This window comes from Ruegeria sp. AP12 (assembly GCF_056540025.1).
In genome coordinates this window covers 1-21,883 of the sequence record NZ_JBQFVZ010000006.1, presented here as the reverse complement: position 1 = coordinate 21,883, position 21,883 = coordinate 1, and the positions used below count along the sequence as shown (strand labels likewise).

Here is a 21,883-nt window from a genome sequence, read left to right as displayed (position 1 = left end):
CAGAACAAGCAAATCTATCCGCTCTAAAATCAAAAAACAGGGAGAAATTGACTATGGCGATAAAGCCACCTCTTTCGGAACTTCCGATTAAAACCGCCGACAACGGTTTTTATCGGGGGTTCAGCGTAAACGTGACGGTTGTCAGTAAGATAATCATCAGTTTGTTAGTTGTCTGGTGCATCGTGTGGCCAACCCAGGCCGGCAGGATTCTGGGCGACTGGAACGCAGCCATCCTGGCTCAGTTTGCCGCGTGGTACATCTGGGTTGTCACCGGATTTGTTATTGTCTGTATCGGTTTGGCCATCTGGCCAGCAGCCGGACGCCTGAACTTGGGTGTCGAAGGCGAAAAGCCCGAATTCTCGAATTTCTCGTGGTTCTCAATGATGTTCGGTGCCGGTATCGGTGTCGGGATGCTGACATGGGCCGTTGCGGAACCCGTCGCGCATTTCAAGAACAACCCGTCAGTTATTCAGGGCGTGACAACAGCCCTTGACGCGGACAATGTGCGCACGGCTTACGTCTGGTCCTACCTGCATTGGGGTCTCGGCGCATGGGCGTGTTACGCGATTGCAGGGCTTGCACTGGCGTTCTTCAGCTATCGCCGCGGGCTTCCACTGACCATCCGCTCGTCTCTGACGCCCCTCTTTGGCAAGGCGCTGTCGGGCAACCTCGGCCACCTCATCGATATCGTCGCCGTCGTTGCAACCATCCTCGGTGTGGCGCAGACGCTTGGTTTTGGTGTTGAGCAATTCGTGGCAGGCCTGACGCGTATCGGCATTGGCGGTCTGGCACATGCGGATGGCTCGGCCACCACGTTGGGCATCATCGTAGCATTGCTGGTCATCATGGGGGCATCGACGTTGTCGGCGCTATCCGGTGTTGGCAAGGGCATCAAGTGGCTGTCGAACATTAACATGGCACTGTCGATCTTCCTGCTCGGATTTTTCATCCTGTTCGGGGCGACATTCTTTGGCGCTAAGGCATTCTTTGTTGGCATATGGGACTATCTGGTCGCTCTGCCGTGGCTCAGCTTCAACGTCTATGCGTCAGACGGTGTCGAGGGGTCCGAATCCTTCCTGTTGGCGCAATGGCAAGGCTGGTGGCCAGTTTTCTACTGGGCATGGTGGATCGCGTTTGCGCCCTTCGTCGGATTGTTCTTGGCGCGCATCTCACGCGGTCGCTCTATCCGTGAGTTCGTGCTAGGTGCGATGATCGTGCCGTCGCTGATGTGCTTTGTCTGGTTCGCATGGGCAGGAGGCACCGCTATTGACCTAGAGCTTAACGGAGACGCCAATGGCGTGATCCTTGATGCGGCCAATGGCGACAAGATCTTTGCCATGACCACCTACATGCTCGCGCCAATCGCTGAGTTCCTTGCCTGGGCTATGGCGGTTGTCATCGTGATCTTGCTAATGACGTTTCTTGTGACCTCCGCTGACTCGGCTGTGCTGATCGTGAATACGATCAACGCGGCTGGTGACGAAGGGCCCAAGGCGCGGCCGCATATAATGTTTTGGGGTGCTGCGCTAGCATTGGTGGTTGGAGGTCTTCTGATCTCAGGCGGAACAGGCGCCATTCAGACCGCCATGGTAATTGGCGCACTACCGTTCTCTATCGTCATGGCGCTGATGTGTATTGCGTTGATAAAAGCGATCTGGAATGACGGACGCCGCGAAGCCGCCGGTGTTGCATCAACTATTGATCCAGAAACATCAACTATGCCCGCCGAATAGTACGCGCGTATCCAACTGTGACCCCAGGAACTGGGGTCACAAATAGGACCAGGGCTTATTCAGAAGTTTTCCAAAGCGCAGGTTTTGCCGCGAATTTCTTACATTGATTCTATCCAAAAAACCTTGGAAGTTGGGCCGAAACTTTGCGTAGTACTTGCGCATAACTTTGCACAATTTGCCCAAACGTTTGCGCACTCCCCTTTTCGGTGCGGGATTAAATTCTTCCGAAAGTTCCCTTGAGGTCTGCAACTTGTGCTGCATCCAACATTCGGGTTGGCAGGCCCCGCAAAGCCACTAGCAACTTGGCAGTCTCTTCCAGCTCCTCTGCTGCACAGACCGCTGAGAAGAGATCCTTTCCCGAGACGACGGGACCGTGATTGGCCAACAGAACCGTACTATACTTGCCGCCCAGTTCGCGGATCAAATCACCAGATTTCGGGTCACCGGGCTTAACGTATGGAACCAGTTTGACCGTGCCGACGCGCATCACCACGTATGGTGTAAGCGGTGGAATACAATCACTGGGATCGGTGTCTTCCAGACACGACAGTGCGGTGGCCCAAGTCGAGTGCAGATGCACCACGGCGCCCGCTTCTGGCCGCGTCTCATAGAAGGCTTGATGCAGAAAGACCTCCTTGGTCGGCTTGTCTCCGGAGACGTGGTTGCCATCCAAATCAATCTTGGCGATGCGCTCGGGATTGATATCGCCCAAGGTGGAATTCGTTGGCGTCATGAGAATCCCGTCATGTAAACGCGCAGAGACATTGCCCGCAGTGCCAACGGAAAATCCACGCGCAAACAGCGAGGCACACAGCTCCGACATCTGCTGCCGCAGCGCCATTTCTTCGGAACTCATTTGCCCGCCTCCATCATTCTAAGCGCTTTCGCGAAGAAGTCTGGAGCGCCAAAGTTTCCAGACTTCAAAGCCAGCGCAATGGGTTCAGATTTTCCCACGCTCAGGACTGGCACGCCCGGATCAATCTCTGGCCCAATTGACATGGCTGGAGACCCCACTGCCTCAGAGATGACCTTGGCAACAGCTCCCGACGTCTCACCTCCGGCCACGACAAGGCGCTTGTACCCCGTTTCGGCAAGTTGTCGGGCTGTATCTGCAAAGAGATTGTCCAACCTGTCCGCAACTGCTTCCCGACCAAATTGATTTTGGATCGCTCGTACATCCTCCGGGCATCCCGATGAATATGCGAGCGGCGCCTGATCGGGATGCGCTTCGAAGAAATCCAGAAGCGTTTGCGTGGTCACATCCCCGGACATGACACTTTGCACATCAATGGCGAAGGACGGATTGAATTTCGAGTGAACATCAATCTGCCCACGGGTTGCACCCGAGCACGACCCGGCAAGGATCGCTGCAGGTCCAGCGATACCAGTGAACACACTGCCAGCACTTTTAGGCGAAGTCTCTCTCAAGAAGTTTCTTGGTAACCCCAGCGCTATGCCCGATCCCCCAGTAATGAGCTCCGCATCCGTTAGAGCTTCGCCCCAGGCCAACAAATCTTCATCTGAAATCCCATCACCGATCACAAATCTTTCTTTGGTACTCAGCAAAGCAGTAGCAATCGCCTCTGATCCTTGCTTCACGGCATCAATTGACACCAACCCGACCGCTTCTTCGGTCTGATGCTGCAACCATCGCCTGATGTTGGCATCCGTCATCGGAGTGAGAGGGTGGTTTTCCATCCCAGACTCGTGCAACAGCTTACCGAGCACAAAAAGATGGCCCTGATAAACCGTCCGCCTCGTTGTCGGAAAGGCCGGACAGAAAACAACCTTTTGCGCACCCAGTTCGTTGGCCAACGCTTCCGCAACGGGGCCGATGTTTCCCTCCATCGTGGAATCAAAGGTCGAGCAATACTTGAAGATGAACTGCTGGCATCCTTGATCTTTAAGCCACCCCAGGGCGCGCAGGCTGTCCGCAACAGCTTCCTCGACAGGTGCGGTGCGGCTTTTGAGCGAGATCACACCCGCCTCGATCTCCTTATCCGCCGAGGCGGTCGGAATACCCGGAAACTGAGCCGTTCGTAACCCACCTTCCGGCTCAACACCCTTTGCCAAGGTGTTCGCAATATCACTCGCACCAGTAAAATCGTCCGCGATGACTCCGATCTTCATAGTTTGATGTCCCTAGTTGGCCCGGGATCCAGCCTATGAATATGCGGTGCCGCTCCAACGGGAAAAATCTCTCGCACAAGTGGATCATGGCCGGGCACGATGAGTCGAGGGTGCGAGGCCAACCTCTCGAGCGTCCTAAATCCATCCATCATGTCTTGCAGGTCAACGACAATGGGAAAGGCTTTGCGCGCCATGAAATTCTCATAGTAATGCGAGGCATCAGAGGCGAGCACAATCCACCCGGCTGCCGTCCTTACACGAACGCATTGTAACCCGCGTGAATGCCCACCGATGCAGTGCACCGTGACCCCATCTGCAATCTCGGCTTCTCCGTCGTAGAATACGACCTGGCCTGAATAGAGGCGCCTAACGACCTCGCAGACATGGCCAGCCGTGAAAGGCGCACGTAGGTGGTCATGGCACATGCAGGGACCTGTGGCGAAGGCCATTTCCGCCGATTGCATGTGCAGCTTCGCGTTAGGGAACATATGTAGCCCCCCTGCGTGATCATAATGAAGATGGGTCACGATGACCTCAGTGACCGCTTCCGGCGAAATGCCTAAGGGCCGCAAAGCCTCGCGAGGATCCATAGCGATGGGGCGATCACGGGCGGTTGCCTCTTCGGTATCGTAACCAGTATCAACCAAAATGACTTTGTTGCCGCGTTTGAGCACCCAAACGAAGTAGTCCATCGCATGAGGCGCGTCGTGATTATCATCGATGATGAAACTATCAGCTCTCGTCCGGGCATTTCGATCCGCGTATTTCACGGCGTGGATTTCCCAATCGTTCATCGGATGACCTCGGAATACTGGTGAACCACCTTGGTGGCGACCATATCAGCCACTGTCGTATCGAATGACTGAAAATGCACGCTTTCTAGGTGGGCGGAGAACGCCACGCTGTCATCATAAACCTCATAGAGAAAAACTGTCTCGGGATCATCGCCGAGGCAAACGTCAAACTGCTGGCATCCGGGTTCTTCACGCAAAGAGGTAGAAGCGTTTTCGACCATCAGCGGTAAAAAGGTGTCTCTCGTACCGGGTTTGAGAGTGAAGGTGACAGTAACTACAAACATCAGACTGAAAGTCCTTTCAGACGTGAGAAAGCGCGTTTTGCTACGGGCAGTTGGCTAAGGATCAGACCAATGTTGAGCATCAGCAGAATGGCCGCACCGGGTCGTGAAAAGAAGACCGAAAGATCCCCGTCCGACAAGAACAGCGACCGGCGGAAGGTTTCGTCAAACAGGCTGCCCAGAATAACCCCGATCACCAACGGCGCGATTGGGTATTTCATCAGGTTCATGAAATAGGCGACGGCACCGACGCCGAGCATCAAGTAGAGATCATTGATGCCCCCACCAACGCTGAAAGACCCAATTGTTGTCAGAACCATCACGACCGGCAAAAAGATGGTCTGCGGGATGGCAAGGATTTTGATAAATACCCGAGCGGTGAAAAGCCCCATAAGAAACATCGTCAGCGACGCGAGCACCAAAATCGCAACCACGCGCAGAATGATTTCGGGATCAATCGTCGGCCCAGGGATCACGTTGTTGATCTTGAAGGCCCCCATCAAAGCGGCGGCGGGTGGTGAACCGGGAATACCCAACACCAAAAGCGGGATCAGCGCGCCGCCAATACAGGCGTTGTTTGCAGTCTCGGAGCACAGCAGACCTTCCACGGAGCCTTTTCCGTACTCGTCGCCCTCGGCGGATACGGTCTTGCCAACACCGTAGCTGACCCAACCAGCGACATCTTCACCCACGCCGGGGAGCGCTCCTACCCCGGTTCCAATCACACCTGACCGGCCAATGGTCGGCAAGTAATGTCGAATAGAGCGAAGGTTTGGAAGTATACGGCCTTTCAGAGCCAGAACTTTCCCAGCCTCAACGTGCCTCAAACCGTCGATGATTTGGGGAATGGCAAAGGCCCCCATCAAAACTGGCACGACCTGAAATCCGCTCATCAGGTAAGACCAACCGAAGGTATAGCGCGGTTCAGACAACAGAGGGTCAAGCCCCACCATGGACATCGCAAGCCCGATCAGACCGGCGATCCATCCCTTAATCACCAGGTCTTCGCTCATCAAAGTGCCAGAAAGCAGAATGCCGAACAGGGCCAGTAGTGCTTTCTCCGGGCTTGCGATGTTCTTTGAAACCAAAAGCAGCGCCCAGACAAAAATCAAAAGCGTGATGGTCCCGATAACTGTGCCAATGAAACTGGCCGTTGTGGTCAACCCAAGTGCTTCGCCCCCTCGACCCGCTTTGGCCAAAGGGTAGCCATCCATGGCCGTCGCCGCGCTGGCTGCCGTGCCCGGAATGTTCAGCAGAATAGACGGGTAAGAGCCGCCGTAAATCGCGCCGACATAGGCCCCGAGCAATGCGATAAGCGAATAATCCAACGGGATTTTGTTGCCAAAAAAACCCGTCAGGATCGTCACTGCCAAAGTTGCCGTAAGGCCGGGCAACGCGCCGAATGTGATGCCCAGGAACACGGATGCGATCAAATATAGGTAGGTCAGCGGGTCCACTGCCAGACCCACGAATGCAGTCCCAAATCCAGCCAGTTGCGAAAGAATAAAGTCCATCCGGTCAGTCTTTCCATAGCGGACGAAGCGTCACGTAGTAGTGGTATTCGATTTGCTTGAAGATCAGCCCGCCGCGCGCGGGCACGTTCTGCCGGAAAACAAAGGCCATCGCACAAACAAGGATGAGCGGGGCAAGTATTGCCACCAATGGAACGAACCGCAAAACGCGTTCGGAAGCCGCTTTGGTCAACACCACTAGTGTTAACGCGACCCACAAGGCCAGTGTGAACCAATCATCACCGCGTGCATTCCAATCCGCCTGAGCAGGAAACGCGGCGAACGCAAACAAACCGGCGACGACAACTGCGACACAGGCCACCAAAGCACGTCGCGCATGACCTCCGTAGTAGCCGTAAGTCAAAGCTGTAATCAGCAACCCAGAACACAGAATGAAGTCCACTCTGGGGACCAGTCCGACGACATATGCAAGAAGCATCAGGCCGATTGTTGATGCTCGATAGGCTTCCGACTTATCCCATCCGATCCCCAAAGCACTGAGCGCGTTTTGGGCTCCACCTGAACGGATCGAAATAGCCAGCAAGACGAAGGACAAACCAAGCAATCCACCGAAGATGGACAGCGGTACAATTGCAGCCGAGTTGTACCAATCAGATCCACTTACACCTGCGCGGTTTTCGCCCCAAAGCGGGATGTCCGACGTCTTCCAAAGGAAAAAGGTGGAAATTGCTATCAGACCAATCGATGCCCAGAAATCGCGCGCCCGCATGATCAGTGTATCGTCAGATTCGTCCATTGCCTGCCTCTTGTCGGAAAGGGCGCGATCAGACGCGCCCTTTCAAAAGTGATCGGATTATGGCTTCTCGATACCCAGCGACGCCGGATCGACGGTCGCTGCGCCCAGATCTTGCAAGGTATAGGCAAAGGTAGCTTCGAGGTTTGCAAACAGCTCTTGAGCTTCTTCGCCGTGTTGACCACCGACATCATAATTGTTTGCAGAGGCCCATTCAGCGACGGTGTCGGAGGCAATCGCTTGCTCGAAGGCATCACCAAGCGCGGCCTTTACGTCGTCCCCGGCTGAACTGTGAACTGCAAACCCGATGGCCTGCTTGAGCGGCAAATACTGATCGAGACCGTCATATATGCCAAAGGCAGAAGGCACTGTTGCCCCTGCAATCTGCGCATCTTCGGGCGTCAACATCGCAAGCGGTTTAAGTTGACCGCCTTCGATCAACGGGGCCTGTTCAGCTAGAGAAGTCACAACCAACGCAACTTCACCCGCTATCGCTGCTTCCTGCCCTGGCGCTGAGCCTTTGTATGGAACAAACTTGAACTCTGCACCGGACCCTTTTTCGATGGCCAGAAGGTTCAAGTGGTGGATCGAACCTGCGCCGGAAGCCGCCGCTGGAATAGTGCCAGGAGCAGCTTTCGCAGCGTCGACCAGTTCTTCCAGAGTATTGTAAGGACTCTCCGCCGGAACCGAGATCAGATCAGGTGATCCGCCAACAATGAACGGATACCAAAAATCAAATTTCTTATCCCAACCACCTTGCACAGCAGCTGTGACGTTCGACTCTGACAGACCAACCAATGTATAACCATCGTCTGGTTGGTTCATGACATAGACCATCCCGTTGGAGCCCGCGACACCACCTGTTTGATTGATCACATTGATCGAGACGGGAAGGTGTTTTTCCATCTCAGCCATGATCATTCGGTTGATCGTATCCGTGCCACCTCCGGCCCCCCAGACCACAGCTGTAGTGATATCGCGATAGGGATAATCCTGCGCAACAGCTGCCCCTGCAATCCCAGTCGCCATCACGGCTGCGGCCGCCAACCGCCCTAGCTTTAGTTTCATTTCCAAGTCCTCCCAAACATCTTTGCGTTTATTATTGCATTTATTTGCGTATACATTAAAGAATGCGTTGTCAACGGACTGTAGTGAAAGCTGCTATCGCGCTATGAATGCGAAACGGGAAGGAAGCGGGGCAAAATGAAAAAGACTTACGATGTGGCAGTTTTCCACGGGGACGGTATTGGCCCTGAAATTATGGCCCCTACGCTGGAAATTCTGCGCCAGCTCTCATGCAGCAATCCCAGTTACGCACTCGCGTTTACGGATGCGCCGGCTGGAGCCTCCCACTACGCAAAAACCGGAGAATCGTTTCCGAAGGGATCGCTTGAAACTGCGCGCAGCGCTGATGCGATTCTGCTGTCTGCAATGGGTTTGCCGGATGTTCGCTACCCCGACGGAACGGAAATCTCACCCCAGATCGACCTTAGAAAACAGCTGGGCCTTTTTGCCGGTGTTCGCCCGGTGAAGGTCAGCAACGGACAGAAAACACCTTTGGCGCTGCCCAATGGGCACGAGATCGATTTTGTCCTGATACGCGAAAGCACCGAGGGTCTGTTCTTCACTCAAGGTACCGGTGAAGTCACCGATGACGAGGCGCGCGAAATCTTGCTGATCACCCGAGAGGTATCCGAGAAGCTGTTCCGCTTTGCGTTTGAACTCGCCCGGAACCGCAAAGCATCCGGGCGCGGTCAGGGGCGCGTGACATGTGTCGACAAGGCCAACGTCTTCCGCGCCTTTGCCTTCTTTCGATCAATGTTCGATGCCGAGGCCAACCGCCATCCCGATTTGCAGGCAGATCATGCCTACGTGGATGCCACTGCCCTCTGGATGGTGCAGAAACCGTGGGAGTTCGACGTTTTGGTGACCGAGAACATGTTCGGGGACATCCTCTCGGACCTTGGCGCGGGACTTATGGGAGGGTTGGGATTGGCGCCGTCCGCAGATATCGGGTTGAATCACGCGGTGTTCCAGCCCTGCCACGGCTCGGCTCCGGACATTGCCGGACGCGGCATCGCTAATCCCTTCGCGATGTTCTTGTCTGCGGCGATGATGCTTGAATGGCTGGGTTTGACCCACGATCACCCGGAATTGTCGCAAGACGGCGTACGCCTGAGTGAGGCCGTGGAAAAAGTTACAGCGGACGGCCGTGTGCTGACGCGTGATCTGGGTGGCACAGCGGGGACGAAGGAAGCGGCCTCATCCGTGATGGAAGCGTTGCAGACATGACTGCAAAATCAGAGATCAGGGTTGCCTGTGTCGGGGCGGGATACTTTAGCAGGTTCCACTATGAAAGCTGGTCTCGAATGCCCGGCGCTGTTCCGGTTGCATCGTGTAATCGTGATATCAACAAGGCCAGAGCCACCGGACTACCTGCTTACGATGATCTATCGCAAATGTTGGACCAGGAAGAACCAGATCTCGTGGACATCATCCTTCCACCCGTGGCGCAAGCCGACGCAATCCGGACGGCCCTGCGCTCGGGTATCAAATGGTTGATCTGTCAAAAGCCGTTCTGCGTATCCCTGGCAGAGGCCGAGGAGGTCGTTTCAGAGGCTGAAACGGTTGGGGCAACTATTGTTGTTCATGAAAACTTTCGCTTTCAGCCTTGGTATCGCGCAATCAAAGCAGCGATTTCACAGGGTCGAATTGGTACGCCCCTGCAAGCCACATTCCGGCTCCGCCCCGGCGATGGACAAGGGCCCCGCGCCTATCTCGACCGGCAGCCGTATTTTCAGGACATGCCGCGGTTCCTGGTGCATGAAACTGCGGTGCACTGGATAGATACGTTCCGGTTTCTATTCAGGAATCCAAATGCGGTATATGCTGACTTGCGCCGGATTAACCCCGTGATCGCTGGCGAAGACGCGGGTTACATCCTGTTTGACCACCCCGGCGGTCTGAAAGCTGTGTTCGACGGAAACAGATGCCTTGACCATAGCGCCGAAAACCTGCGCCAGACCATGGGCGAAGCGCTTATCGAGGGAACTGAGGGGTCGTTGGTCCTGAATGGTGACGGTTCGGTTGAACTCCGCGCTTTCGGGGAACTGAAGCGGCATCTAATTCTACCTCCAAGCCTTCATGATGGATTTGGAGGCGACTGCGTACACGCCTTGCAAAGCCACGTTGTTTCAGGCCTTCTACGGGGCACACCGCTTGAGAACACAGCCCGAGATTATCTGGACGTGATCCGTATCGAAGAGAAAATCTATCTTTCGACTGCCGAGGGACGAAAGATCAACTTGGAGACGCCGTGAAGGATCAGGACAACAAAACCCTTTCCAATACGCAGCGCGCGGTCCGAGACCTGCGTCGGATGATCCTGTCTGGCGAACTCGCCGCCGGGACGGACCACTTGGAATCGGAGCTGGCAGAAACACTGGGCATGTCCCGCACCCCGGTGCGCGAAGCCGCATTGATGTTGGAAAGCAAAGGGTTGCTGGAAATGCGCCCCCGTAAAGGTGTGCGCATCCTGCCCGTTTCCGCAGAGGATATGCGCGAAATCTATGACATCCTGACCGAACTCGAAAGCCTTGCCGCGCAGCGCGCCGCCGAAGCGGGCTATTCAGAAGAAGAGCTTGCGGTCCTTGCCGGTTCAATCGCGCAGATGGATCAGGCAATCGACACCGAAGACCTGGAAGCCTGGGCCGAAGCTGATGAGCTGTTCCACCAGGAACTCGTGCGTTTAGGTGGTAACAAACGTGTAGAAACGATTGTCGCGATGATGAGCGATCAGGTTCGCCGCGCGCGCGTTACAACGCTTTTCATCAGACCTCTGCCAGTCAAATCCAATGAAGATCACCGGGTCGTTTTCCAGGCGATTAGTGAAAGTCGACCGGATGTTGCGCGTGAACGCCATCGCGAACACAGGCTTCAGGCCAAGGCTATGCTTTGTGGGATACTAGAGAAGCATCGACTTAATAGTCTCTGATTTACTCGTTTCCGACCACTAGGCGTCTAAGGAATAGTTTTTTGAACAGCGGCAAAGAAACAGACTAGGCCGTCTGATGAAGGATTGGTGTTCCGAAGTGCTGCCGTAGCTTCTGGATCGCTTCACTGTGATGTTTGGCGCGGAGATGCTGCCAAACTCCTGACCCGGAACATGATCTGCGTGTATCCAGCTAAAGGTTGGTGGAAAGGTTCTAAAACACCGAGAAATAACAGTCAGTCTGCGCGCTTTGCGCTGATCGTGTCTTTCAAGTCCCCGGACGATGAAGTTGATCTGCAAACACCCAACTCGACAATCATCAACCCAGAGATTGAAACAGTCACAAAGACCGAAGTTGAAGCATTTGTCGAAACCGAGATTGGCAAACGAGACTGAGCCGCCTCGTCAAAAGAACTACCTTCCGATTCAACTCACCACTACCGAAATGAATGGCCGCTTTGAAAGTCGCTTCCGGGGATTCATGCGATTGCAGCGAAGGTCAGCTTTCCGCCCGTTGCCTGTAGCCCCCCCCCCTTAAAACTTTCCCGCGGAAAAATCTGATTACCCCCGCCGGTCCCGTGGGTTGGAGCCACCAACTTTTGATACCCCCCCCAACTCTGATGAGGACTCAGGACTACGTGACACCAATGCTCTGTCCCTTACTCAACACGACATCGCTGAAAAAGAGAATGTAGCGATCAATTTCTTCGTGCCTTGGAAAACGGGTCGGCAATGCAATGCTGCCGTTCTTCCGCAGCAACTGCAAAAGCGATGCAAAGTCGAAGACCGTGTGGGCAGTAACGAACGCTTCCCATTCAAGAAGGTTCTGCTGGTCATCTTCGGCAAACCAAAGATATCCGCCACGACTGGCTCCAACATTCACGTTTTCTTTGTTCATTCCTTTGTTCTTATAATGAGCGACAGCGTTGTCACCTTTTTGCGACACGGTTGTCGCCTCATGATGCGTGCCAGTGTCACGTTTAAAGCTGATTTTGGGCTCCGTGATTTGGAACGTGCGCCTGACACCTTGCTTGCGTACACGCCGGATCCAGCCGAGCTTTTCGAGCTCCCGAATGTAGCGTTGGATGCTGCGCTTATGGACGCCAAACCTGTTGGCCAGGGTAGCGTTGCTCGCCCAGAAGCAGCCGCTATCTTTCGATACAAACTCGTCGCAGACAAAAGACGCGAAGTGTTTGGTGCGCAGTGCTAAGTGATCTGTAGCGTGAACGCGTTTCTTCCAATCAAAACGATATTTTGAGAATGGGGAGTTCCGAGACATCAGTCCGCTCCTCCCAAACCTTCACTGCGCGAGGCCATCCAGTCGTCGAGGTCAGAGCGCTTGTACCGGATGGAACGAATTCCAATCCGAATATACCTGGGCCCGGCGACAGCGCCAATTCCCATCCGCAGTTTCGCGAGGTAGCTTTCACTGATTCCAGTGTAACGAGCGGCCTCCCGGGCCGTCAGATAGTTTGCCTGCATAGCATTGCTCCTTTGAACACGTCTGGGAGCAACAGAGAAACAATTGGAGTTGGCGTCATGGGTCGTGCAAACGAATTAGTGTTCTTTACGCCCCACATACCTTCTCCAACTGCGAAACGCTGACGTCGGCAGTTCTTCTATGTCGAAGAGCTCAAACATATCGCTCAGAAAGCGGTAGAATGGCCCGCTTTCATTCATCGCTTTGGGAACTTTTATCGTTCCAGGGTGGCGCTCACATAATCCAACACAAGCTGCCACCAGGCGCCAAGCCTCTATTGCCTTTTTTCCAACCGGCACACCTTGAGTTGCCGCCTTTTCAAAGTCTTCAATCAAGTCCACGAAATGACGAAGTCTCCTGAAAAACTCTGCCTTTGCCAACATCGCCTTCCAGTGTGGAGACTCCTTCAATTTGTCAGTGAGAGTATCGTGGTCGCCTTCGGTGCTTTCATTTTCGTTTAACAACCTGCTTCTTTGAATAGCTCCGATACGGAATGCATCGCTAACAGGAGTGGGGAGACGGTCCAGAATTTCATCTGCTTCGTTCAAACGTGTTCTCAGTTTAGTGAGGTCTTCCAATACGCGTTTAGCTGACCAGAATTCATCCAGTTCATGCGCTTGATCGAAAACCAAGAAATGCGCCACCCAACCAAAGCTCTCATCGTCAAAACATTCGTATTTTTCAAAGTGTTTTCTAAGAAGTCGAATTAACTCGCTATGGAACTTGCTGGCGCCAGCTTCGAATTCCTCTTGGTCTAGCAAATCAAGTTCGAATATTTCCGGGTCGATCGGCAATATCCAATCTCGCCCACTCATCACAAACCACCGTTTTTGCCCGTGGTCCTGAGAAGCAACTCCCGACTGACAGCGTCCATCGCCGGCCTGAGTGCGTCGAGCGACGGTTTCACGTAGCGTTGTCCGGTGATCGAAAGCGGAGTGTGGTTCAGCAAACGGCCAACTATCTCTTCGAGTATCCCTGCCTCCATTGCGACCGTTGCAAATGTCCGACGATGGACATGGCTGGACCATTGCAGACGCTCGGGTCCCTTCAGATGGCCTGTGGGGGATTTGGGTGACGGAAACACCCATTGCCTATGCAGACCGCGCACAGGGGCCAGTATTTCGTGATGGACCTGTGAAATGGGAAGATCAAAGCTGCGACCATTCTTTGTCATCGGCAAATGGATGTGATCTTCATGGATATGCTTCCATTCGAGCGTCAGTGCCTCGGTTTTGCGAAAGCCTGTGAACAAAAGCAGCTCGTAAAAGATCTTGTGGATGGGGTTGTACAGATCGTCCACTGATTGGCGCCAGGCGCTCAAGTCCTCAATGATCGAACCGTTCGGTTGTTCCTCATACCACTCGATAGCCATCGTTGGGCTTTCCGGCAGATCGTAGATGCGCCGTGCATGGTTCCAGACCGTCCGAAAGTATTTCAGCGTATGATTTGCCGAAGATGGCGTTGCTGCCATGGATCTGTGACGCTCAACCACCATCGACTTGGTTATCTCATCCAGCGGCAGTCGCAGCCAATCTTTCAAATGTAGCTCGAACTGCTGACGCACCCCGGATCGGTGAGCCTCAGACCGAAGTTTGGGACGTGCCAAATAGGTTTCCATGGCTGTCTCAAGCGTCGGCGCTCCGATCTGTATACGCTTGCCCGCTCCCCTGCCCCAGTCAAGCGCATATCCCAGTGCAGTTTGTCGAGCAGTATCTGCGGAAATCATCGGGTAGCGCCCGATCAAAACACGCCGCGTTTGGCCTCCAACGTCTTTCTGGAAGTACCAGGTCTTTGACTGTTTCCCGACGAAGAGCACAAGCCCCTTTATCTCGCTATCCCAGTGCTTGGCAGTGCCCTGTTTTGTCTGCGGAACCTTGCGTGCGAATGTCTCTGTGAGCTTTGGCATTTTGTCAGCTTTTTGTCGGAACTGGATTGAAACCTGAGGATACCACAGGAACTATCGTGACAAAATTAATTACTTATATTGAATTACTTGGCAAGACAGGGAATGTCTGGGAAACATACTGTCATTGCTTGGAAGGCAGGGGCTTTACCATTAAGCTATACCCGCTCACGGTTTGGCTTTCCTATGTGAAGGTCAAGTGGGCGTCAAGAGCGATCTCGCCCCAGTATGCGTTGGTCTGATTTTAGGGTTTTGCCAGATGCTGTGACATCAGCTTTTGTCGGCCAAACGCCAGACCTCCTGCTCATCAAATCCACGGATTGCCTTGGACCCCATTGGCTCGAGGTCGAATTGATCTTTGAGAATATCCGCGACCTCATCCTGAACCGTGATCTGCATCGGATCCGAGAATTCCTGAAGCCGTGAAGCCAGATTAACGGCGGGGCCGAAGATGTCGTAGACATATTTCTGAATGCCCACCACGGACCCAACGACAGACCCGGACGCCAGCCCGATGCGGCACCGCCACTGATGCGGGTGACTCAGGTTGCGGCGGTTCAGGTAGCGCACAAACCGAATGGCCGTGTTTGCAATCGCCTTGGCATGATCCGGCGTCGGATCAGGCAGGCCCGCCACGGTAATATAGGCATCCCCGATTGTCTTGATGCGCTCGCAACCAAATTGCTCACCAATGCGATCAAAGGCGCTGTAGATGTCGTTCAGTTCCGTGACCGTAACGCTGGGTTCTTGCGCGGCGACCATCTCGGTGAACCCGACGAAATCCAGCATCAGAACGGATACCGGGTCATAAAGCTGCGGTGTGACGACGCCGAAGGTTTTGTATTCTTCATAAACCGACCGCGGCATCAGGTTGAGCAGCAGCTTTTCGACCTGCTCTTTTTCGCGCTTCAACTCGCGCGTGTTGCGCTCGACCATCATCGAATAGGAATCGATCATGGATTCCAGCTCTTTGATGCGGGTGATATTCTGGCAGACCAGAACTAGCACGTCATCATGCGCCACCGTGAAGTCGAGCGCGATGACCAGCGTTCGGCGCTTTTTCTTGAAACTGATCTCGGACGTATGCCGCCCGGTCTCATGCAGGCTTTGCTGCACCGCGCTAGTATCGAGATCAGGAAAAAGCTGTTGCAGTTGATCCGACGGGGTGTCGCCGCTGAACCATTCGTCAAACGTGTCGTTTCGAAAACCGAACTGCAGTGTCTGGCGGTCGAGCAGGGCAACGCCCACGCCAATGGCGCGAAGCAGTTGTTCGTTTATGGCTGCAATAGTCATGGCTTACCTACAATCAGAGGGCGCCGTTTCGCGAATTCGGCGACAACGGCCGCAATATCTTCTGTAGCCACGTTGTGTTTTTGCAAAGCGTCTTGCAACACCGTTTCCAGTTCATCGAAATGCGCATTCGTGATTTCAAGGTGAGAATGCAGCTGGCGAAGCTGGTTGTCTGTGTAGGACGCCGGACCGCCCAGCAGCGAGGCAATGAATTTGGTCTGATGATCGACCATCTTGGTCATGTCCACATGATCGAAGAAGGGGCCAACCTCATCATTGTCCAAAAGCGTGTCGTAGAATGAGATCACGATCTTGCTGATCTTCGAGAACCCGCCGTATTTCTCGTAAAGTGTGCGTTCAGCCATTTCGAAACCCCTTTTGACAAACCGATAAAGAAACGCGACCCAGATGCCTTGGTCGCCAAGTCTCAACGCCCTTGGATGCAAAACCGCAAGAGCGTTGAGTTACCGTGTCACACCGTCAGCGACGCTGGGCGATGACCTCGGCATATTCGGACGAGATGCACAGGGAACCGTTGGTCGAGATGTCGAACTTTTCGATCAGCGCCATAAGGTCGGCCTGCAATGCCGCCTGCCCCGTTTCGTCCAGCGCATCAAAGGCCTTTTGCATGGGGCCATAGAACGTCCGGAAGTATTCCAGGAAATGCTCGGCCGAGCGGTAGCGGAACATGAAGTTCTTGCGCCGGAAGGAAATAACCTCGCACTTGTCGCCAAAGGTGTCCTCGACCCAGTCCTGTCTGCCCCACATCGCGGGGGAGTTCACGCCAGCGGGCGGCGGCACATGCTTGCCGATGGTCTTGAACAGTTGGCCGATAAAGCTTTCGGGTGTCCAGTTCGCCATGCCAATCTTGCCGCCGGGTTTGACCACGCGTTGAAGCTCGGCCGCGGATTGCTGTTGATTGGGCGTGAACATCACCCCGAAGGTGGACACAACCGCGTCGAACGACTGATCCGCAAAGGGCAGGTTTTCCGCATCCGCTACCTTGTAGGTCACGAACAGGCCCTCTGCCTTTGCGCGTTGGCTGCTGGCTTCCAACAGCGCCTCGACATAGTCGGTCGAGGTCACGTCGCAAAAGCGCCGCGCAAAGGCCAGAGTGGCATTGCCATTCCCGGCCGCGACATCCAGCACCTTGGCGCTTGGGGTCATGTCCATGGCCTCGGCAAGCTCTTCGCCGGTGATTTGAAGGGTGACGCCAACCTTGCTGTAATCCCCGGATCCCCAGGCAACGTTCTGCTTGGCCTTGATTGCCGTAAAGTCCGTTGTAGAGGCGATAGCTGTTTGAATACCCATGATTTTGTTCCTTTTGATGGTAGGCTGGCCTGACACCAGCGGGTTTTGAAAAATTCGCATCGTCACATGCGGGTTAAGCAGCTTTCCGATCCGGCCAGCTGATATTCATGACGGGCCGTTCCGCACTGGCCACGTGCTCAAGAATTCTTGGGTTGACCCAGTCGGGCTGGAAGACCGGTGCCATATGGCCCAGCTCTGGCAGCAGCGCGATCCGTGCGTTGGGCAGGGCCTTGGCGATCGCAACCGACGTGTGCTGAGCGATTTCCGGAGATTCCAGACCGGTCATGACAAGCGTCGGAACTTCGATCCCGGCCAAATCCTTCAATGTCCAGGTCTCGGCAAACCCATTGGCAAAGTCGGTCATGATGGACGCGATCATCCCGCTGAACCGATCTTGCGCAGGCGCTGGAAGCGCATCCCAGAACCCCTTTTGATTCCAGAAGTCCAGGAAATGACGCATACCCGCAGCGGGATTGCCGTCTGCTGCCGACGCCGTCACCATGGCCGCAACCAGTTGAATTTGCCGAAACAGGTCCTTGCTGTCTTCAGTCCCATGCTTGAGGAAATGAAAGGCGGCGGGTTCGTAAACCGTAAGGCTTTTCACCAGATCCGGGCGCATCAGCGCGATCTTGATCGCGATACCGCCACCGTTGGAATGCCCAACCAGATGGACAGGGCGACCCATCGCTTCGATTTCGCGGATGACCGGCATGGCGGAAACGGCCGCACCGGTCTGGGACGCGTCACCTGTAAGGGGCGCTTGGCCATAGCCGGGCAGATCAAAGGCGTGAACCGAAAAGCGGCCGTCCAGATCCGCTGCCAGCGGCCCCCACTGCCCACCGTTCGACGCAGAAGAATGCAACGCGACAATAGGAGCGTTGGTGAGTTCAGAAGTGTTAAATGAAATAGTCATCGTACTTACCCATTTGCGTTTGTGATGGGCAATAACTGACCTTTCATTGTTTCAATGTGATTTCTGAATGCAGCGCAAAGTGTTTCAGTTGTTGCTTGGTGAAGTGGTTCGCACAACTGGCTATCCGGTTCGAAAACAACCAGCTTTCGGGCTGAAGCTGGCGCGGCGGGGCGCGCTGTGAAACAATTGAAACACAAGAGGCCGATTTTGAAATGGCACTGAAACAATGGTATCTTAGAAATTCAGGATGACGATGGGCATGGCGAACAATCTTGAAGAGATGGAGAAGGCACGAGACCTTCTTCGCGACGCCATTGAATCGCTCAAGGAAGGGTTCGCCCTTTATGATGACGACCGTCGCCTTGTGATGTTCAACCAGCGCTATGCCGAAATGAACAAGGGGGTTGCCGATCTGCTGGAGCCCGGTCTGGATTGGGAAATCCTTATGCGCGAGACCGCGCGTCGGGGGATCTACGCTGACGCCATCGGTAATGAACAGCAATGGGTTTCAGACAGGCTGGTCAACGGGATCGAGTTCATTCAGGATTTTGAACTGACCGAAACGGATGGGCGCACCTATCTGGTCTCGGTCCATCCCACCAAGCTGGGCGGCTTTGTCGTCACCCGCGAGGACATTACCGACCGCAAACAGGCCGAGGTGGAAGAACGCGACGGCGATCTTCTGATCCGGCAGGTTCTGGACGCCAGTTCGGCAGTGGTGACAATGGCCCGGATTGGCGACGGACAGATCCTGTATCGCACGCCGGCGGCCCTGCAGATGTTCGGGCCGTCCAGATCTGCGCGAGAGCACTATCTGAACCCCGAAGAACGCGCGGATTTTATTACTCTGCTGTTGGCTGACAGTCAGGTCGAAGACTACAAGCTCGATTTGGTGAATGCGCAGGGAAAGACTTTTCCGGCGTCCATTTCTTCGCAATTGATCGACTACAAGGGCGAAGAGGTCATCGTCACCAGCATCATCGATCTGACTGTTCAGAAAGAAGCCGACGCCCTGATCCGGCAGGTGATGGAGGCATATCCGGCCGCCATCAACATGACGCATGCCGACACTGGCGAGGTTCTATTTGCCACGCCGGAAATCAAGGCGCTGTTTGGTGACAACAAAAGTTCCAAATCCTACTACGCAGACCCCGAAGAACGGGACCGCTATTTAAAGGACCTTCGACAAGCAGGTGCGCTGAAAGACCGGCGCATGGAATTTGTGGATGCAAAGGGGCGCAAGTTTTGGGGCGCGGATTCTTCGCGCCTTATTGAATTCAACGGCGAAGAAGTCATCGTTTCCAACACCCGCGATCTGACGGACGAACTGGCAATCGAAGCAGAGCTTGAAAAACAGCGAGAGCTGCTGTTCCAGAACGAAAAGATGTCTGCTTTGGGTGAGCTGCTGGCAGGCGTCGCGCATGAACTGAACAACCCGCTGTCAGTTGTTGTGGGTCACTCGCTGATGCTGAAAGAAGAGATTACGGACCCCGACCTGACCGCCCGGATCGAAAAAATCGGCAGTGCCGCAGAACGCTGCGCCAAGATCGTGAAGACTTTTCTTGCGATGGCACGCCAGCAGCCCAGCAAGATCGAACAGGTCGATGTACCCGGTATGATCGAAACCGCCGCAGATGTTGCGGGCTATGGCAGCACCTCGGGCGAGATCAGCATCACGCGCAACCTGCCCGCCGATTTGCCGCCGATTGCCGGGGACGCCGATCAACTGACGCAGGTCATCCTGAACCTGATTTTCAATGCAGAACAGGCCATGACCTCCAGCGGCGTTGGCGACCGGATAACACTGTCGGCGGCGGCTAATCCCGACGCAGGAATTGTCGAGGTGACGGTCGAAGACAACGGCCCCGGAATTCCCAAATCCATCCGCCCCCGCATTTTTGAGCCCTTCTTCACAACAAAAGAGGTTGGCGACGGAACCGGGATCGGGTTGGCCTTTTGCCACCGGATCGTGCTGTCTCATGGCGGGCAGATCAGGCTTGATCAAACTGTCCTGTCGGGCACCTGTTTTCGGATCACGCTGCCTGTTGCGGTGTCCAACACAGATGAGGCTGATGAACCGCACGACCCAGTCCCGACCGTGGCTCAACACCGCGTATTGGTGGTGGATGATGAGGTCGAGGTGGGCGAGTTGAATGCCGAAATTCTCAGGAGAGAAGGCTTTCACGTCGATTTCGTCTCATCCGGCGAAGAGGCGCTGAACCGCCTGCAATCCACCTCTTATGACGTCTTCCTGAGCGATCTGAACATGCCCGGCGTAGATGGCCGCAAGATATACGAGGCGCTGGTGTCCCGCTTCCCCGACATGCTGCCCAGAACCGCATATATCACCGGCGACACGATGGGCGAAAGTTCCTTGGGGTTGTTGCAGGACTCCGGCCTGCCCTATCTGGAAAAACCGGTCTCGCCGACAGAGCTCAGAACACTTGTCGGGAAGCTGATTGCCGACCGGAAGGACGAAACAGATGGATAATCAAAAAACCCATATCCTGGTTTGCGATGATGAAGTCGACGTGCGCGAGATGCTGCAGGAATACCTCAGCAAACGCGGCTACCAGGTGTCGGCGGCACCCGGAGGCGAAGAGCTCCGGGCAATTGCTGCCGCTGAACCCGTGGACGTCATGATCATGGACATCAATATGCCGAAAGAAGACGGCCTTTCGATCCTGAGGTCCCTTCGCCCCGAGAATACAACTCCGGTGATCATGCTAACCGCAGCAGGCGACGTGGTGGATCGCATCATCGGCCTTGAAATGGGTGCCGACGACTATCTGGGCAAACCCGTTGACCTGCGTGAACTGGAAGCCCGGATCAAGGCCATCCTGCGGCGCGGTTCTATGAATGACAGCGCGCCTTCTGCAAAACCCGGTGAAGACTACGCGCTGTTTGGAGATTACACTTTGGATAAAGAGGCAGCAAAGCTTCTCGCCGCGGATGGGACCGAGGTTCAACTCACGGCGATGGAGTACAGTCTGCTCAAGGTCTTTGCGGAAAACAAAGGGCGTGTCTTGAACCGGGATCAGCTGCTGGAACAGGCCCATGACCGCAGCTGGGACCCTTTCGACCGCAGCATCGACATCAGAATCTCAAGATTACGCCGCAAGCTGGAGGCCAACCCCGAAAAGCCCGAAATCATCAGAACCGTTAGGGGAATTGGCTATTTATATGATCCCAAGTGATTGGCGGTCCTTGGCTTCTCTGCATTAGCCGCGTTACACAGCACCATTGGCATCGATCGCGCTGGCGAAGCTTTGGACCCGATATTTTTGTGAAACTTACCCGTCAAATGGTTAGGCGCGGCTTCTTAGTAATGCCAGAAGTGAACGGCATACGGAAAGGCTATTCCGTGAAGAACAGGTTCAACCTGTGCGCGTTGAAGCGGCTCGTCTGACACTGCGTTCGATTGTAATGGTTTCGGGCTTAGGAATTGCACCTTTGACCATCAGGTTATGGTTTGAAGGGACCGTGGCCGCAGTGGGGCCGCGAAAGCCCTGATAACGACGAGGTGAAGACGTTAAGCAATTGATCCAGTGGATCAATTGTAGTCTGAACGGGCTTTGCTGAGATTTTCTGACACTGGTTGCGGGAGCAGGATTTGAACCTGCGACCTTCAGGTTATGAGCCTGACGAGCTACCGGGCTGCTCCATCCCGCGTCAGAGTCAGATTTGTATCATCGTATTCGAGAGAGATATGGGCTTTTACTAGGTTTGGCGGTGACCTACTCTCCCGGGGCTTAAGCCCAAGTACCATTGGCGCGGCAGTGCTTAACTTCC

22 protein-coding genes and 1 tRNA gene are annotated in these 21,883 nt (G+C 54.7%); 7 read left to right on the top strand and 16 right to left on the bottom strand.

All coding sequences use genetic code 11. The features are described 5' to 3' along the window. Positions 1-53: 53 nt before the first annotated feature. Positions 54-1,733, top strand: a complete 1,680-nt coding sequence (locus ACR0E6_RS15650) for a BCCT family transporter (protein WP_170694214.1) — start codon at positions 54-56, stop codon at positions 1,731-1,733. A 214-nt stretch (positions 1,734-1,947) separates the two neighbouring features. Here ACR0E6_RS15650 and otnC read toward each other — a convergent pair whose 3' ends face one another. Genes otnC through ACR0E6_RS15615 form a run of 7 tightly spaced genes read right to left on the bottom strand, consistent with a single transcriptional unit; the run spans position 1,948 to position 8,271 of the window. Next, positions 1,948-2,589: a 3-oxo-tetronate 4-phosphate decarboxylase gene (gene otnC, locus ACR0E6_RS15645; RefSeq protein ID WP_170694213.1), complete on the bottom strand. Its 642-nt coding sequence runs from the start codon at positions 2,587-2,589 to the stop codon at positions 1,948-1,950. Next, entirely contained in the window at positions 2,586-3,863 is a 1,278-nt protein-coding gene (gene otnK, locus ACR0E6_RS15640; protein ID WP_170694212.1) for a 3-oxo-tetronate kinase, read from the bottom strand. The genes otnC and otnK overlap by 4 nt, the downstream gene beginning before the upstream one ends. Next, the gene (locus ACR0E6_RS15635; RefSeq protein ID WP_170694211.1) at positions 3,860-4,657 is read right to left on the bottom strand and encodes an N-acyl homoserine lactonase family protein; all 798 of its coding nucleotides are present in this window, start codon (positions 4,655-4,657) and stop codon (positions 3,860-3,862) included. Before ACR0E6_RS15635 ends, otnK begins: the two co-directional genes overlap by 4 nt. Continuing rightward, positions 4,654-4,941 (bottom strand): putative quinol monooxygenase, encoded by a 288-nt coding sequence (locus ACR0E6_RS15630; protein ID WP_170694210.1) that lies wholly within the window; start codon positions 4,939-4,941, stop codon positions 4,654-4,656. Before ACR0E6_RS15630 ends, ACR0E6_RS15635 begins: the two co-directional genes overlap by 4 nt. Further along, positions 4,941-6,452, bottom strand: coding sequence for a tripartite tricarboxylate transporter permease (locus ACR0E6_RS15625; RefSeq protein WP_480585014.1), 1,512 nt, complete (start codon positions 6,450-6,452; stop codon positions 4,941-4,943). Before ACR0E6_RS15625 ends, ACR0E6_RS15630 begins: the two co-directional genes overlap by 1 nt. Positions 6,453-6,456: 4 nt before the next feature. Then, positions 6,457-7,206 (bottom strand): hypothetical protein, encoded by a 750-nt coding sequence (locus ACR0E6_RS15620; RefSeq protein WP_170694208.1) that lies wholly within the window; start codon positions 7,204-7,206, stop codon positions 6,457-6,459. A gap of 57 nt (positions 7,207-7,263) precedes the next feature. Next, positions 7,264-8,271: a Bug family tripartite tricarboxylate transporter substrate binding protein gene (locus tag ACR0E6_RS15615; RefSeq protein WP_170387573.1), complete on the bottom strand. Its 1,008-nt coding sequence runs from the start codon at positions 8,269-8,271 to the stop codon at positions 7,264-7,266. Positions 8,272-8,406: 135 nt separating this feature from the next. On the opposite strand from ACR0E6_RS15615, the gene ACR0E6_RS15610 reads away from it, so the two are divergent. The 4 genes from ACR0E6_RS15610 to ACR0E6_RS15595 all read left to right on the top strand — a co-directional run bounded on the left by ACR0E6_RS15610 (position 8,407) and on the right by ACR0E6_RS15595 (position 11,590). Next, positions 8,407-9,495 (top strand): isocitrate/isopropylmalate family dehydrogenase, encoded by a 1,089-nt coding sequence (locus ACR0E6_RS15610; RefSeq protein WP_170694207.1) that lies wholly within the window; start codon positions 8,407-8,409, stop codon positions 9,493-9,495. Further along, positions 9,492-10,523 (top strand): Gfo/Idh/MocA family protein, encoded by a 1,032-nt coding sequence (locus ACR0E6_RS15605; RefSeq protein WP_170694206.1) that lies wholly within the window; start codon positions 9,492-9,494, stop codon positions 10,521-10,523. The genes ACR0E6_RS15610 and ACR0E6_RS15605 overlap by 4 nt, the downstream gene beginning before the upstream one ends. Next, positions 10,520-11,197: a GntR family transcriptional regulator gene (locus ACR0E6_RS15600; protein ID WP_480585009.1), complete on the top strand. Its 678-nt coding sequence runs from the start codon at positions 10,520-10,522 to the stop codon at positions 11,195-11,197. The genes ACR0E6_RS15605 and ACR0E6_RS15600 overlap by 4 nt, the downstream gene beginning before the upstream one ends. Positions 11,198-11,284: 87 nt before the next feature. Continuing rightward, positions 11,285-11,590 (top strand): hypothetical protein, encoded by a 306-nt coding sequence (locus tag ACR0E6_RS15595; RefSeq protein WP_480585006.1) that lies wholly within the window; start codon positions 11,285-11,287, stop codon positions 11,588-11,590. A 238-nt stretch (positions 11,591-11,828) separates the two neighbouring features. Here the strand turns inward: ACR0E6_RS15595 and ACR0E6_RS15590 are convergent, their stop codons facing one another. From ACR0E6_RS15590 to ACR0E6_RS15555, 8 genes are all read right to left on the bottom strand, one after another. Beyond that, positions 11,829-12,473, bottom strand: coding sequence for a helix-turn-helix domain-containing protein (locus tag ACR0E6_RS15590; RefSeq protein WP_480585003.1), 645 nt, complete (start codon positions 12,471-12,473; stop codon positions 11,829-11,831). Beyond that, positions 12,473-12,676 carry a helix-turn-helix domain-containing protein gene (locus ACR0E6_RS15585; RefSeq protein ID WP_170624492.1) on the bottom strand — a complete coding sequence of 68 codons (204 nt, stop codon included), beginning with the start codon at positions 12,674-12,676 and terminating at the stop codon, positions 12,473-12,475. Before ACR0E6_RS15585 ends, ACR0E6_RS15590 begins: the two co-directional genes overlap by 1 nt. A 75-nt stretch (positions 12,677-12,751) precedes the next feature. Then, on the bottom strand, positions 12,752-13,489 hold the full coding sequence (locus tag ACR0E6_RS15580) for a hypothetical protein (protein WP_480585000.1): 738 nt from the start codon (positions 13,487-13,489) through the stop codon (positions 12,752-12,754). Beyond that, entirely contained in the window at positions 13,489-14,580 is a 1,092-nt protein-coding gene (locus ACR0E6_RS15575; protein WP_170624496.1) for an integrase family protein, read from the bottom strand. The genes ACR0E6_RS15580 and ACR0E6_RS15575 overlap by 1 nt, the downstream gene beginning before the upstream one ends. A 267-nt stretch (positions 14,581-14,847) precedes the next feature. After that, complete coding sequence (locus ACR0E6_RS15570; protein ID WP_170455018.1) at positions 14,848-15,870, bottom strand: adenylate/guanylate cyclase domain-containing protein; 1,023 nt, start codon at positions 15,868-15,870, stop codon at positions 14,848-14,850. Next, the gene (locus tag ACR0E6_RS15565) at positions 15,867-16,232 is read right to left on the bottom strand and encodes a group I truncated hemoglobin (protein WP_170455020.1); all 366 of its coding nucleotides are present in this window, start codon (positions 16,230-16,232) and stop codon (positions 15,867-15,869) included. The genes ACR0E6_RS15570 and ACR0E6_RS15565 overlap by 4 nt, the downstream gene beginning before the upstream one ends. A 115-nt stretch (positions 16,233-16,347) precedes the next feature. Continuing rightward, entirely contained in the window at positions 16,348-17,178 is an 831-nt protein-coding gene (locus ACR0E6_RS15560; RefSeq protein WP_170519856.1) for a class I SAM-dependent methyltransferase, read from the bottom strand. A 73-nt stretch (positions 17,179-17,251) separates the two neighbouring features. Further along, positions 17,252-18,091, bottom strand: coding sequence for an alpha/beta fold hydrolase (locus tag ACR0E6_RS15555; protein ID WP_480584995.1), 840 nt, complete (start codon positions 18,089-18,091; stop codon positions 17,252-17,254). Between the two features lie 259 nt (positions 18,092-18,350). Between ACR0E6_RS15555 and ACR0E6_RS15550 the strand changes: the two genes are divergently transcribed. Next, the gene (locus tag ACR0E6_RS15550) at positions 18,351-20,582 is read left to right on the top strand and encodes an ATP-binding protein (RefSeq protein WP_480584992.1); all 2,232 of its coding nucleotides are present in this window, start codon (positions 18,351-18,353) and stop codon (positions 20,580-20,582) included. Beyond that, on the top strand, positions 20,575-21,288 hold the full coding sequence (locus ACR0E6_RS15545; protein WP_480584990.1) for a response regulator: 714 nt from the start codon (positions 20,575-20,577) through the stop codon (positions 21,286-21,288). The genes ACR0E6_RS15550 and ACR0E6_RS15545 overlap by 8 nt, the downstream gene beginning before the upstream one ends. A 398-nt stretch (positions 21,289-21,686) precedes the next feature. Here the strand turns inward: ACR0E6_RS15545 and ACR0E6_RS15540 are convergent. After that, positions 21,687-21,763 (bottom strand) — tRNA-Met (locus ACR0E6_RS15540). Positions 21,764-21,883 lie beyond the last annotated feature (120 nt).

Bases quoted from the DNA above. Each gene is read 5' to 3' on its own strand.
- ACR0E6_RS15650 (WP_170694214.1), top strand. From the start codon at position 54: ATGGCGATAAAGCCACCTCTTTCGGAACTTCCGATTAAAACCGCCGAC.
- otnC (WP_170694213.1), bottom strand. From the start codon at position 2,589: ATGAGTTCCGAAGAAATGGCGCTGCGGCAGCAGATGTCGGAGCTGTGT.
- otnK (WP_170694212.1), bottom strand. From the start codon at position 3,863: ATGAAGATCGGAGTCATCGCGGACGATTTTACTGGTGCGAGTGATATT.
- ACR0E6_RS15635 (WP_170694211.1), bottom strand. From the start codon at position 4,657: ATGAACGATTGGGAAATCCACGCCGTGAAATACGCGGATCGAAATGCC.
- ACR0E6_RS15630 (WP_170694210.1), bottom strand. From the start codon at position 4,941: ATGTTTGTAGTTACTGTCACCTTCACTCTCAAACCCGGTACGAGAGAC.
- ACR0E6_RS15625 (WP_480585014.1), bottom strand. From the start codon at position 6,452: ATGGACTTTATTCTTTCGCAACTGGCTGGATTTGGGACTGCATTCGTG.
- ACR0E6_RS15620 (WP_170694208.1), bottom strand. From the start codon at position 7,206: ATGGACGAATCTGACGATACACTGATCATGCGGGCGCGCGATTTCTGG.
- ACR0E6_RS15615 (WP_170387573.1), bottom strand. From the start codon at position 8,271: ATGAAACTAAAGCTAGGGCGGTTGGCGGCCGCAGCCGTGATGGCGACT.
- ACR0E6_RS15610 (WP_170694207.1), top strand. From the start codon at position 8,407: ATGAAAAAGACTTACGATGTGGCAGTTTTCCACGGGGACGGTATTGGC.
- ACR0E6_RS15605 (WP_170694206.1), top strand. From the start codon at position 9,492: ATGACTGCAAAATCAGAGATCAGGGTTGCCTGTGTCGGGGCGGGATAC.
- ACR0E6_RS15590 (WP_480585003.1), bottom strand. From the start codon at position 12,473: ATGTCTCGGAACTCCCCATTCTCAAAATATCGTTTTGATTGGAAGAAA.
- ACR0E6_RS15585 (WP_170624492.1), bottom strand. From the start codon at position 12,676: ATGCAGGCAAACTATCTGACGGCCCGGGAGGCCGCTCGTTACACTGGA.
- ACR0E6_RS15580 (WP_480585000.1), bottom strand. From the start codon at position 13,489: ATGAGTGGGCGAGATTGGATATTGCCGATCGACCCGGAAATATTCGAA.
- ACR0E6_RS15575 (WP_170624496.1), bottom strand. From the start codon at position 14,580: ATGCCAAAGCTCACAGAGACATTCGCACGCAAGGTTCCGCAGACAAAA.
- ACR0E6_RS15570 (WP_170455018.1), bottom strand. From the start codon at position 15,870: ATGACTATTGCAGCCATAAACGAACAACTGCTTCGCGCCATTGGCGTG.
- ACR0E6_RS15565 (WP_170455020.1), bottom strand. From the start codon at position 16,232: ATGGCTGAACGCACACTTTACGAGAAATACGGCGGGTTCTCGAAGATC.
- ACR0E6_RS15560 (WP_170519856.1), bottom strand. From the start codon at position 17,178: ATGGGTATTCAAACAGCTATCGCCTCTACAACGGACTTTACGGCAATC.
- ACR0E6_RS15555 (WP_480584995.1), bottom strand. From the start codon at position 18,091: ATGACTATTTCATTTAACACTTCTGAACTCACCAACGCTCCTATTGTC.
- ACR0E6_RS15550 (WP_480584992.1), top strand. From the start codon at position 18,351: ATGGCGAACAATCTTGAAGAGATGGAGAAGGCACGAGACCTTCTTCGC.
- ACR0E6_RS15545 (WP_480584990.1), top strand. From the start codon at position 20,575: ATGGATAATCAAAAAACCCATATCCTGGTTTGCGATGATGAAGTCGAC.